We start from the raw sequence: 11,647 nt of genomic DNA, 5'->3' as shown, positions 1-11,647 counted from the left end.
CCGGCTGCGCGACCGGGTGCGCTGTCAGCCGGGGATGCGGACGGTCAGCTGCGGCGGGCGCGGGCGGGTGCGCCGACGCCGCGTCTTCGCCCCGTACATGTCCCGGTCGGCCCGCGCCACCAGCTCGTCGGGGTCGTCGCCGGCGCGGCCGATCGCCCGGCCGACGCTGACCGCGATCGGCAGCGGACCGGCCGGCGTCTGCGCCGGCCGGCGCAGCCCACGGCCCACCCGGCGGGCCAGCGCCTGCAGCGCGGCCGGGTCCGCGCCCGGGGTCAGCAGCACGAACTCGTCGCCCCCGAGCCGGGCCACCACGTCATCCGGTCCGGACAGTTGCTGGAGCCGCCCGGCGAGCTCGACGAGCAACTGGTCGCCGGCGGCGTGCCCGTGCCGGTCGTTCACGATCTTGAACTGGTCGACGTCGCAGAACAGCAGGCCGCACCCGTCGCCGGTCGCGGCGTCCAGGTGCTGCCGCAGCGCCGCGAAGACCACCCGCCGGTTGCCCACCCCGGTCAACGGGTCGGTGGTGGCCCGCCGGTGGCTCAGCGCCTCCCGCTCCCGGCGCTCGGTGACATCGGCGCCGACGAAGGCCATGGCGAACGGGCGGCCGGTCGCGTCGGCCAGCACGCTGTTGTGCAGCGCCACCCGCCGCCGGCCCCCGCCGGCGGCGAGCCAGTCCACCTCATGTGGGAGCAGGTTCCCGCCCGCCATCGCATCGGCGATCGCGACCCGGGCCAGCCCCCTCTCCTCCGGGATGGCCAGCACGTCCCACAGGTGGCGGTCCAGCAGCTCGGCGGCCGGCCGCCCGGTGAACCGCTCGAGGGCCGGGTTGGCCAGCAGGATCCGGCCGTCCCCGTCGGCGACGCAGATCAGCGAGTCGGTCGCGCCGACGAGGGCGAGTGCCAGCGCCGCAGCGGAGGGACGGGCGGCAACGTGCGACGGTGCGGTCACCGCGCCTCCTCGTACGGACCGGCCGGATCGGCCGGATCTGGCGGGACGCCGACCGGGACCTCCCCGGCAGCACTCCCCTGACCTGGTTGCCATCGGCCCCGCCGGGCATGCACTGGCGCCTCCGCCGGACGGTCTCCCCCTACGGGGTCAGTCCGCGGCAGACCTCAGACACCGGCAGGGACGTCCACCGGGCGCGCGGCAGCGGAGCTGCCCGCCGTGGTGGCCCGGTGCCGCGCCCGCCGGTCGGCCCGCTTCGCGCGCCGGGTCTCCAGCGTGGTGTAGAGCACCGGCACCAGCAGCAGCGTGAGCACGGTGGAGCTGATCAGCCCGCCGATGACCACCAGAGCCAGCGGCTGGGAGATGAACACGCCACCCCCGGTCAGCCCGATCGCCATCGGGGTGAGCGCCAGCACCGTCGCCGCCGCGGTCATCACGATCGGCCGCAACCGCTTGCGGGCGCCCTCGGTGACCGCCTCGGCCACGCTGCGGCCCCGCTCCCGGTACTGGTTGACCAGATCGATGAGCACGATGGCGTTGGTGACGACGATGCCGATGAGCATCAGCACGCCGATCAGCGCGGGCACCCCCAGTGGGGTACCGGTGAGCAGCAGCATCAGCAGCGCACCGGTGGCGGCGAACGGCACCGACACCAGCAGGATCAGCGGCTGGGCCAGGCTGCGGAAGGTCGCCACCATCACCAGGTAGACGATCACCACCGCGATCACCAGGGCCAGGCCGAGGTCGGCGAAGGCCTCCCCCTGGTCGGCGGCCACCCCACCGATCGTGACGTCCACGCCGGCCGGCAGGTCGAGCCCGTCCAGCGCGGTCTGCAGCGCGGCGGTCAGCGTGCCCAGGTCCGAGCCCGCCGGTGTCGCCGAGATCGTCGCGCTGCGCTCGCCATCCACCCGGGTGATCGAGCTCGGGGCCTGGACCTGCTCGACGGTGGCCAGCCGGCTCAGCGGCACCAGGCCGCTCGGGGTGGGCAGCGCGACGGCGCGCAAGCCCTCGATGCCCTGGGGCTGCTGGGTCGGGTCGAGGTAGACCGGGGTGGCCTGGTCGTCGACGTCGATGGAGCCGATCGGCAGCGCCGTGGTGAGCCCGGCCAGGGTGCGGGTGACCTCGGCCTGGGTGAGCCCGACCTCCGCCGCGGCGATCGGGTCGACCAGCACCCGCACCACCGGCAGGCCGGCGGACAGGTCGTTGGTGACGTCGGTGGCCCCCTCGACCCCCTGCACCGCCTGCTGCACCTGGTCAGCGGCCGCAGCGAGCACGTCCGGGTCGTCGGCCTGCACGAGCACATCGACGGTGGAGCTGCCGAAGCCCGAGCCGGCCGCCGCCACGGTGACCGTCCCGACGTCGTCCCGCTCCTCGGCAGCGGCCCGGATGGCGTCGCCGGCCTGCTCCGGGTCGGCGTCCTCGGCCAGCGTGATCGCGAACGTGGCCTGCGGCGTCCCGCCGCCGCCGGTGAACGCGGCGATGCCGCCGGCCGAGCCGACCGTTGTCTGCACGGTCTCGACGCCGGGGACGTCCGCGAGCGCGGTCTCCAGCGTCCGGGCGCGCTCGTCCTGAGCGGCCAGGCTGGTGCCGGCCGGGTACTCGGCGGTCACGGTGACGGTGTCCTGACCCGAGTCGCCGATGAAGTTGGTCTGCAGCAGCGGGGTCAGCGCCAGCGTGCCGATGAAGACAGCGACGGCACCGACGACGGTCCACCGACGGTGCGCGATCACCCAGCGGAGCGCCGGGAGGTACAGCCGCTGCAACCAGGTGCGCCGTTCCGCCGCCTCCGCCTCCGCGCGCTCGCGGGCCAGCTCGGTGGAGTCCGCCCGATCCTCCTCCGGCGCCTTCAGGAACGCCGAGGCCACGACCGGGACGATGGTCAGCGAGACCACCAGCGAGGCCAGCAGGGCGATGGCGATGGTGAGCGCGAAGGGGCGGAAGAGCTCGCCCACCAGCCCGCCGACCAGGGCGATCGGCAGGAAGACCGCGGCGGTGGCGAGGGTGGAGGAGGTGATGGCGCCGGCCACCTCGCGGACGCCACCGACGATCGCCCTGGTGCGCGCCTCGCCGTAGGACAGGTGCCGCTTGATGTTCTCGATGACCACGATCGAGTCGTCGACCACCCGGCCGATCGAGACGGTGAGCGCACCGAGGGTGAGGATGTTGAGCGAGAAGCCGGCGACCTGCAGTCCGATGAACGTCACGCACAGCGAGACCGGGATGGAGATCGCCGAAATCAGCGTGGAGCGGACCGAGCCGAGGAACACCAGGATCACGATGAGCGCGAACAGCAGGCCCAGGCCCCCCTCGGTGGCCAGCCCGCTGATCGACTCCTCGATGAACGGCGCCTGGTCGAACACGACGGTCACGGTGCTGCCCTCACCCAGGGCCGCGCGGACGTCCGGCATGAGGCCCTCGACCGCGTGCGAGATGTCGACGGTGTTGCCGTCCGGGGTCTGGGTGAGGCCGATGGAGAGCGCCTGCTGACCGTCGACCCGCGAGTACGAGGTGACCGGGGCCTCGCCCAGGGCGACATCGGCGACGGCGCCCAGGGTGGTCACCCGGCCGCCGGCACCGACCAGCGGGACCGCCCGCAGCTCCTCCACCGAGGTGAGCCGGGAGCCGGCCTGCACCGAGAGCGTCTGGTCGCCGGCGGGAAGCGTGCCCGCCGGGGCGACCACGCCGTTGTCCTGCAGCACCGTGGTGACCGCGGCCGGGGACACCCCGGACGCGGCGAGCGCCGCGGGGTCGAGGGTGATCTCGACGCGCGGCTCGCTGCCGCCGCTGACGCTCACGTCCCGGACGCCGTCGATGCCCTCGAACAGCGGGACGACGGCGGAGTCGATCCGCTCGGCGAGCTCGGTGGCGTCCCCGGGCCCGGCCACGGCCAGCTGCACGACCGGGAAGTCGGCCAGCGAACCGGTGAGCACCTGGGGCTCGACGTCGGCGGGCAGCTGGGCCTGCACCCGGCTCACCGCGGTCTGCAGCGCGCTGGTCGCCCGGTCCAGGTCGGACCCGTACTCCAGCTCGACGGCTACCGTGGCCAGGCCCGTGCTGGCCGTCGAGGTCGTCGCGACGACGCCGTCCACGGAGGAGATGGCCTGCTCCAGCGGTGCCACGACCTGCCGCTCCACCACGTCCGGCGAGGCGCCGGGCTGGGTGGCGACCACAGCGGCGGCCGGGATCTCCAGGGACGGGATGAGCTCCTGTTTCAGCGACCCGGCCGAGATCAGCCCGAACACCAGGACGACGATCGTGGCGAGGGCGACGAGCGCACGGTTGCGCAGGGACAGGACGGCGAGACGGGACACGCGGTTCCTTCCGGACGGGACGGTCGGCGTCCAGAGTAATTTGCTCGACACAAACTAACGGCTAGCGTGGCTTGTTCCCAGGAGGAGGTGCCATGTCCTCGGATGCGTCGCTCCGCCCGCCCGCCGGTCCCGAGGACCCGGCGGTCGCCGCCGTCCTGCGGCTGGGCGCCCAGGTCAGCGAGCACGCGATGCGGCGGAAGCTCGCCCCCCTGCTCGCCACGCCGCTGACCGTCCAGCAGCTGCGCTGCCTGACCATCCTGGTGATCGAGGGCAGCGCCACCCCCCACCACCTCAGCGACCTGCTGGCGGTCACCCCGGCCACGATGACCGGGATCACCGACCGGCTGGTCCGGTCCGGGATGGCCGACCGCGTGCAGGACAGCCGGGACGGCCGCGGCCGGGTGGTCTCCCCCACCGCCGCCGGCCTCCAGGTGGTCCGCGAACTGCTCGCCTCCGACATCGAGACCGACGCCGCGCTGCTGTCCGCGCTCGCCGCCGACGAGCTGGCCGGCCTGCGCCTCGGGCTCAGCGGCATCCTCCGGGTGCTGGGCGCCGGCTTCCCCGACTGAGACCACCGCGTCGCCCGCCGGCCATGCCGGTCAGGAAGGCGGCAGGTCGAGCAGCGCGGTCATCTCCGGCAGCTCGAAGAACGCCGCGGTGGCCCGCGCGCTGGGCTGCCCGGCGTCGGGATCGGCACCGGCGGCCAGCAGGTGCCGCACGGTCTCGGCCGACTGCTTGAACACCGCGGCGGCCAGCGGGGTCTGCCCGCGGTCGTTGATCCGACCGTGGTCCGCGCCGTGCTCGAGCAGCACCGCCACGGTGTCCGGGTGGCCGCGGTAGGCCGCCAGGATGAGCAGCGTGTCGCCCTTGTCGTTGGTCAGGTTGGCCGGCACGCCGGCGTCGAGGTAGGCGGACAGTTCCTCGGTGGCGCCCGCGCGGGCCAGGTCGAACACCCGGCCGGCCAGCTCGATGACCTCGGGATCGATGGGATCCGGCTGCTCGCTCACGACCGGGAGCCTAGGCGACCGGCCCGGCCACGGGCCGTCACCGGGCGGCGACCCGGTCGGTCAGCGCCAGCACGTGCTGCCACGCATCCGCGCAGGCCTCGGCCCACTCCCCGAACGCCCGGTCGAAGAACGAGTGCGGCGCCCCGTCGTAGACGACCGCGTCGACGTCGGCTCCGGCTGCCCGCATGGTGGCCGCCAGGGCCTGCTGGTCCTCGACGGGGGTGGCGCTGTCGGCACCGGCGATGATCATCACGGTGGGCCTGGTGGCCCGGGCGGCGGACTCGCCCACCATGCCGGGCCGCCCGTAGAAGCCGGCACAGCCGGCCAGGTCCAGCGAGCCGCCCGCCTGCCGCCAGGAGTGGCTACCGCCGAAGCAGAACCCGACCGTGACGACCGGTAGGCCCGGCTCGGTACGGCTGCGCAGGTACTCGATGCCGGCGGTGATGTCGGCATCGATGCCGTTCTCGGTGGTCTGCGGGATGTGCGGCTGCCACTCGAAGTCCTCCCCCCGGGTGCCGTTCTCGGCCGGGCCGGCGGTGCGCCCGAACCAGTCCAGCGCGACGGCCGGCAGCCCCGCCTCGGCCAGCCGCTCGGCCAGCGCCACGTAGTAGGGGTGCAGACCGCGGATGTCGGGCAGCACGACGACGCCGGCCCGGGCAGGGGCGGCCGGGGCTGCGTAGGCGGCGGAGAACTCGTTGCCGTCGGCGGCGGTCAGCGTCAGGAGGCCGCGCTCGGCGACGTCCCTGGACCGGGGCGGGGCGGGCGGACGGCTGTCGTGGTCGTGGCACATGGCGCTGTGTCTACCGGCGGGCCGCCGGCCGTGCAGGGCGACGGCCGGGGTTCGGGCCTCAGGCGTCCGTGTCGGCATCGGCGACCACGTCGGAGTCGCCACCGAAGACCTCGGCCGCCACGTCACGGCGCGTGTCGGTGGCCCACTCGTACTGCCGGTTGGCCTGCTCGATGAGCCGGTCAAACAGCGCGGCATCGATCCGTTCGTCGACCTCCGCGACGATCCGCAGGGTCTCGAACCCGCTCCGCTTGGCCCGGACGGCGGACGCCAGAACCTCGAACTCCAGCAGCGAGCTCGACGGTGACCGGCTGAGCAGGTGCCCGTTGAGCTTGGCCCGGCTGGCCTTCTCGGCCAGCCACAGGGCCGCCTGCTTGTACTGCCGCACCGGGAAGCCCAGCGACGCCATGGTCCGCGTCAGCACCACCTTCTCCTCGCGGAGCTCGGCCAGCAACTGCCGCAGGCCCTCCTCGTACCGGTCGCCCCGGTGCGCGCCGATCATCCGCGCGACCAGCTCGATGCCACCGGTGGCGGCGGCGAGGTGGTCGTTGCAGTACACCGACAGCAGGTCGGGATGGCGCGCGCCGGCAGGGCTCGGGGTGTCGGTCACGGGATCTCCTCGCGGACGGGGCGGCGCTGGCAGCGCGGACGGCGGACCCATCATGGCCGGTCCGCCCGACGTCGGCACACCGCCCGGATCCGTCGTCCCGGGGCCCGGGTGGATCTCAGCTGCGAGATACCGTCGGGGCCGATGACGCTCACCGAGGAAGCAACCGGTCAGTCCCTGCGCCAGATCGGCGCCCTCGTGCGCGGTGCCCGCCGGCACCACGGCCTGACCCAGAGTCAGCTCGCCGAGCGGCTGGGCACCAGCCAGAGCGCGATCGCGCGGATCGAGCAGGGCAACCAGAACCTGACCCTCGACCTCCTCGGCCGGCTGTCCGCGGCCCTGGAGAGCGAGCTGATCACCGTGGGCCGGGCCGGCCCGACCCACCTGCGGGTGCGCGGGGGCACCCCGCTGCGGGGCAGCGTGACGGTCAAGTCGTCGAAGAACGCCGCCGTCGCGCTGCTGTGCGCCTCGCTGCTCAACCGGGGCCGGACGACGCTGCGCAACGTCTCCCGCATCGTCGAGGTCGACCGCATCCTCGATGTCCTCACCTCGATCGGCGTCTCGGCCACCTGGGACGAGGCCGGCCGGGACCTGACTCTGGTCGTGCCCGCGGAGCTGGACCTGGCCTCGATCGACGCCGACGCGGCCCGGCGCACCCGCAGCATCATCATGTTCCTCGGCCCGCTGCTGCACCGGGCCGGCACCTTCGAGCTGCCCTACGCCGGCGGCTGCGACCTGGGCACCCGCACCGTCGAGCCGCACATGATCGCGCTGCGCCCCTTCGGCCTGGAGGTCGAGGCCCGGGCCGGGGCGTACCACGCCACGGTCACCCCTCCCGGCGCCCGGAACCGCAGCATCGTGCTCACCGAGCGCGGCGACACCGTCACCGAGAACGCCCTGCTGGCCGCAGCGCGGCACGACGGGACGACGACGATCCGCAACGCCTCGCCCAACTACATGGTCCAGGACCTCTGCCTGTACCTGCAGATGCTCGGCGTGGGCATCGACGGCTTCGGGACGACGACCCTGGTGGTCACCGGCAGGCCGGTGCTCGACGCCGACGTCGACTACCCGCTGAGCGAGGATCCGGTGGAGGCGATGAGCCTGCTGACCGCCGGCATCGTGACCGAGTCCGAGCTCACCGTCCGGCGGGCCCCGATCGAGTTCCTGGAGATCGAGCTGGCGATCCTGGCCGAGATGGGGCTGCGCTTCGACCTGTCGGCGGAGTACCCGGCCGACAACGGGCGCACCCGGCTGGTCGACGTGACGATCCACCCCTCGCAGCTGCGGGCGCCCATCGACAAGGTGCACCCGATGCCCTTCCCGGGGCTGAACATCGACCACCTGCCGTTCTTCGCCGTCATCGCGGCGACCGCGGCCGGCGCCACGCTGATCCACGACTGGGTCTACGACAACCGGGCGATCCACCTGTCCGACCTGACCCGGCTGGGCGCCGACGTGCGGCTGCTGGACCCGCACCGGGTGCTGGTGGAGGGCCCGACGCGGTGGTCGGCGGCGGAGATCGTCTGCCCACCGGCGCTGCGCCCGGCGGTCTGCATCCTGCTGGCCATGCTCGGGGCCAGGGGCGAGTCGGTGCTGCGCAACGTGGACATCATCGCCCGCGGCTACGAGCAGCTCTACGAGCGACTGGTGGAGATGGGCGCCCAGATCGAGGTGTTCTCCGACTAAAGAAGGACCCCGCTGCCCCCCACGCCTCGCGAGCTCGGCGCGGGGCCCTGCAGAGGGGCCGACGGAGCAAGGGGGGCCGAACGGCGAAGCCGAGTCCTGGCCCCTCGGGCACCGCAGGTGTCAACTGCGCAGCAGTGCGGCAACGCCCACGCAGCCGGCGGCCCACAGCGCGCTGGCCAGGGTGCCGATGATGAACCGCTCGGCGGCGGTTGGCGCACGCAGCTCGGCATACCGGCCCAGCCCCTTGACCGCGAGGACGACGGCGAGCCCTTCGGGGAACCCGCGGAGCAGCGTGACCGCGATCGCGATGCGCTCGAGCAGCCCGATCCAGGCCCCACCCCGCAACACCTGGGGATCGGCCGGCCCGCCGCTCGCCCCGGCGCCGGACGGATCCGCGGCCCGCAGCACCGCGGTGGCCACCGGGCCGCCCCCGGAGGTGGCCGCGAGGACCGCAGCGACGAGCCCGGCTGCGACGAGGCCGTCCGACGGCTGCCCTGCACGCCAGGCCAGCGCCGCGGCCACCCCGAGCCCGGCGGCCAGCACCGCCGCGCCGGTCGAGGGGCGCACCCGCTCCGGGCGCAGCGCCAGCCCGGCCCCGGCGAGCGCGACGACGGCCAGCACCAGCACCGCGGCGACGGTCATCCCAGCACCCGGGCCAGCAATCGCGCCGTGGCGGGCCGCAGGTCGCGCTCGACCTCCCACAGCCCCGCCGCCAGGCGCTGGCCCACCGCCTGCCGCGTGACGCCGAGCTCGGCGGCGGCCTCGGCCTGGGTGCGCCCGGCCTCCACCAGCGCGATCGCCTCCCAGGCCTGCTCGCTGCGCCGCTGGACCAGCACCGCCAGCGCGGTCAGCGCGGCCTGGGCGTCGCCGGCCGCCGTGGGCGCCGCACCGCGGACGGCCACCCGGGCCGGGCGGCGCTTGGCCGCCTCGAGCGCGGCGCGGGCGGCCACGAACGCCGCGCCCGCGCCGGCCCGGGTGCTTGCCGGCAGCGGCGTCTGCATCGGCCCGGCCCCCACTCCGATGCTCCAGCCGCCGGCCCGCACCAGGTCGAGCACCACCGCGACGACGACGGCCGGGTCGTCGAGCACACCCTGGAACTCGTCACCGGCCGTGCGCTCGAAGCGCAGCAGCGTCGGGACGTCCGCCAGGGTGCTCAGCGTGCCGGCGACCCGGTCGGGATTGCGACGGCTCGCCCGCTGGTCGACGGTCAGCACGAAGGGCACCCGGCAAGTGAAGCACCTTGCCTTGCCGCCCGCAAGCGTCAGCCCTTGCTCAACTCGGACGGAAAGCCCCCGGTCGCCACGGGCCCCCAGCGCTGCACGGTCACCCGCAGCAGGGACTTGCCCTGCTGCCACATCGCCGCCCGGTACTCGTCCCAGTCGGGGTGCTCACCGCTGATCGACCGGAAGTACTCCACCAGCGGCTCCAGCGCCTCGGGCAGGTCGAGCACCTCCGCAGTGCCGTCGAGCTGCACCCACGGCCCGTCCCACTCATCGGACAGGACGCAGAGCGACACCGCGGGGTCGCGGCGGGCGTTGGCCACCTTGGCGCGCTGCGGGTAGGTGGACACCACCACCCGTCCTCCGGCGTCCAGCCCGCAGGTCACCGGGGAGAGCTGCGGGCTGCCGTCGCGCCGGCGGGTCATCAGCACCGCACGGTGCCGCCTGCGCAGGAAGGCGAGGAGTTCGTCGCGGTCGACCCGGTCGGCGGTGGCGGTCTTCGGCATGCCCAGCAACCTACGGCCGCGCGGCCGGCAGGTCACCGGGGCCGCGATGTGCTGGGATCACCGCATGCCCGAGACGCCCGGCGACACCTCCTCCGACCGCCCCAGCGGCAGCACCGGCGCATCCGCCACCACTCGTGTCGGCAACACCTCCGGCGACACCGTCCCGGATGACACGACGGCCGGCACCACGACCGGCACGATGACCGCCGTGACGACCGGGGACGCGGCCGGGAACGCGGCCAGCACGAGGGCCCCGGCGCCCGGTCCGGACCGGGCGCAGCGGATGCAGGCCGCCACCCGGCACGTCGCGATCGCCGCCGCCCAACTGCTGCTGATCAGCGCCGCCCTCATCGTCATCGGCTACGTGCTCGGCAAGCTCTGGGTCATCCTGCTCCCCGTCGTCCTGGGCCTGTTGTTCAGCACGGTGCTGTGGCCGGCGACCCGGTTCCTCCGCAAGCACGGCTGGCCACCGGCACTGGCTTCCATCGTCACGCTGCTGGTCTTCCTGGGCGCCGTCGGCGGGATCGTCGCGGTGATCGCACCCCAGGTGGTCGGCCAGGTGGAGGACCTCGCCAACGGGTTCGCCGCCGGCCTGCAGCAGGTCCAGGAGTGGATCGCCGGGCCACCGCTCAACCTCGGTGACGAGCAGATCGGCAACGCGGTCGACTCGGTCATCAACTCGGTGCAGAGCAACGCGCAGAACATCGCCGGCTACGCCGTCACGACGGCGACCACGATCGGCACCCTCCTGATCAATCTGGTGCTGGCCCTGGTGCTGACGTTCTTCTTCCTCAAGGACGGCCCCCGCTGGACTCCCTGGCTGGCCGCGCAGACCGGTCCCCGGGCGGCACCGCACGTCGCAGCCCTGTCGACCAAGGCGTGGAAGACGCTGTCGGAGTTCATCCGGCAGCAGGCCCTGGTCGGCTTCGTCGACGCCTTCTTCATCGGCCTGGGCCTGCTGATCCTGGGTGTGCCGCTGGTGCTGCCGCTGGCGGTGCTGACCTTCTTCGGCGCGTTCATCCCGATCATCGGCGCCTTCGTGGCCGGCGCCTTCGCCGTCCTCATCGCCCTGGTCGACCAGGGCTTCACCACCGCGCTGATCGTGCTCGGCATCGTCCTGCTGGTCCAGCAGCTCGAAGGCAACGTCCTGCAGCCGATCATCCAGGGCCGCGGGCTGAACCTGCACGCCGCGGTGGTGATCCTCGCGGTCACCGCCGGGAGCAGCCTGGCCGGCATCATCGGCGCCTTCCTCGCCGTCCCGGTCACGGCGCTGATCGCCGTCGCCTACCGCTACGGCCGCGACCAGCTCGACGGGCTGGCCCCCGAGGTCGCCGCGGACGGCACCCGGCAGGAGCTCACCGGTGACGCCACGGGCTCGCAGCTGGTCCGCTCCCAGGTCGCCGACGAGCCGGTGGCCGAGACCCGCGACGCCGAGCGCGAGGACGATCCCGACAGCTCCACCGCGGCTCCCGGCCCGGGGAGCCCGGTTTCCCGCACCCTCGGGAATGCCCGCCGCCGCCTGCGGCTTCACCGCCAGTAGACAGGCAGGTCGGTTCGAACAGCAGGAGGACGTCC

11 protein-coding genes are annotated in these 11,647 nt (G+C 74.1%); 3 read left to right on the top strand and 8 right to left on the bottom strand.

The genetic code is table 11. The features are described 5' to 3' along the window. Window positions 1-24: 24 nt before the first annotated feature. Window positions 25-948: a GGDEF domain-containing protein gene (locus ACYVG5_RS03720; RefSeq protein WP_460682971.1), complete on the bottom strand. Its 924-nt coding sequence runs from the start codon at window positions 946-948 to the stop codon at window positions 25-27. A 164-nt stretch (window positions 949-1,112) separates the two neighbouring features. Next, entirely contained in the window at window positions 1,113-4,256 is a 3,144-nt protein-coding gene (locus tag ACYVG5_RS03715) for an efflux RND transporter permease subunit (protein ID WP_222046704.1), read from the bottom strand. A 92-nt stretch (window positions 4,257-4,348) separates the two neighbouring features. Between ACYVG5_RS03715 and ACYVG5_RS03710 the strand changes: the two genes are divergently transcribed. Beyond that, complete coding sequence (locus tag ACYVG5_RS03710; protein WP_222046702.1) at window positions 4,349-4,825, top strand: MarR family transcriptional regulator; 477 nt, start codon at window positions 4,349-4,351, stop codon at window positions 4,823-4,825. A gap of 30 nt (window positions 4,826-4,855) precedes the next feature. Here the strand turns inward: ACYVG5_RS03710 and ACYVG5_RS03705 are convergent, their stop codons facing one another. The 3 genes from ACYVG5_RS03705 to ACYVG5_RS03695 are packed head-to-tail and all read right to left on the bottom strand — an operon-like array spanning window position 4,856 to window position 6,660. Continuing rightward, complete coding sequence (locus ACYVG5_RS03705; protein ID WP_222046700.1) at window positions 4,856-5,263, bottom strand: ankyrin repeat domain-containing protein; 408 nt, start codon at window positions 5,261-5,263, stop codon at window positions 4,856-4,858. Window positions 5,264-5,300: 37 nt separating this feature from the next. Further along, the gene (locus ACYVG5_RS03700) at window positions 5,301-6,053 is read right to left on the bottom strand and encodes a dienelactone hydrolase family protein (protein WP_222046992.1); all 753 of its coding nucleotides are present in this window, start codon (window positions 6,051-6,053) and stop codon (window positions 5,301-5,303) included. A gap of 58 nt (window positions 6,054-6,111) precedes the next feature. Further along, a complete protein-coding gene (locus ACYVG5_RS03695; protein ID WP_222046698.1) occupies window positions 6,112-6,660 on the bottom strand; it encodes a hypothetical protein in 549 nt (182 codons plus the stop codon). 141 nt (window positions 6,661-6,801) lie between these two features. Between ACYVG5_RS03695 and ACYVG5_RS03690 the strand changes: the two genes are divergently transcribed. Further along, entirely contained in the window at window positions 6,802-8,346 is a 1,545-nt protein-coding gene (locus ACYVG5_RS03690; RefSeq protein WP_222046697.1) for a helix-turn-helix domain-containing protein, read from the top strand. Window positions 8,347-8,466: 120 nt separating this feature from the next. Here ACYVG5_RS03690 and ACYVG5_RS03685 read toward each other — a convergent pair whose 3' ends face one another. Genes ACYVG5_RS03685 through ACYVG5_RS03675 form a run of 3 tightly spaced genes read right to left on the bottom strand, consistent with a single transcriptional unit; the run spans window position 8,467 to window position 10,072 of the window. Further along, window positions 8,467-8,988 (bottom strand): hypothetical protein, encoded by a 522-nt coding sequence (locus tag ACYVG5_RS03685; RefSeq protein WP_222046695.1) that lies wholly within the window; start codon window positions 8,986-8,988, stop codon window positions 8,467-8,469. Beyond that, the gene (locus ACYVG5_RS03680; protein ID WP_460682970.1) at window positions 8,985-9,569 is read right to left on the bottom strand and encodes a hypothetical protein; all 585 of its coding nucleotides are present in this window, start codon (window positions 9,567-9,569) and stop codon (window positions 8,985-8,987) included. Before ACYVG5_RS03680 ends, ACYVG5_RS03685 begins: the two co-directional genes overlap by 4 nt. A 38-nt stretch (window positions 9,570-9,607) precedes the next feature. Further along, the gene (locus ACYVG5_RS03675) at window positions 9,608-10,072 is read right to left on the bottom strand and encodes a PPOX class F420-dependent oxidoreductase (RefSeq protein WP_222046691.1); all 465 of its coding nucleotides are present in this window, start codon (window positions 10,070-10,072) and stop codon (window positions 9,608-9,610) included. Window positions 10,073-10,136: 64 nt separating this feature from the next. Between ACYVG5_RS03675 and ACYVG5_RS03670 the strand changes: the two genes are divergently transcribed. Next, window positions 10,137-11,612, top strand: a complete 1,476-nt coding sequence (locus ACYVG5_RS03670; RefSeq protein ID WP_222046990.1) for an AI-2E family transporter — start codon at window positions 10,137-10,139, stop codon at window positions 11,610-11,612. Window positions 11,613-11,647 lie beyond the last annotated feature (35 nt).

The sequence above is a fragment of the Modestobacter lapidis genome (assembly GCF_054780755.1).
Note: the sequence above shows the minus strand (reverse complement) of the source record. Positions and strands in the feature narration are given on the sequence as shown.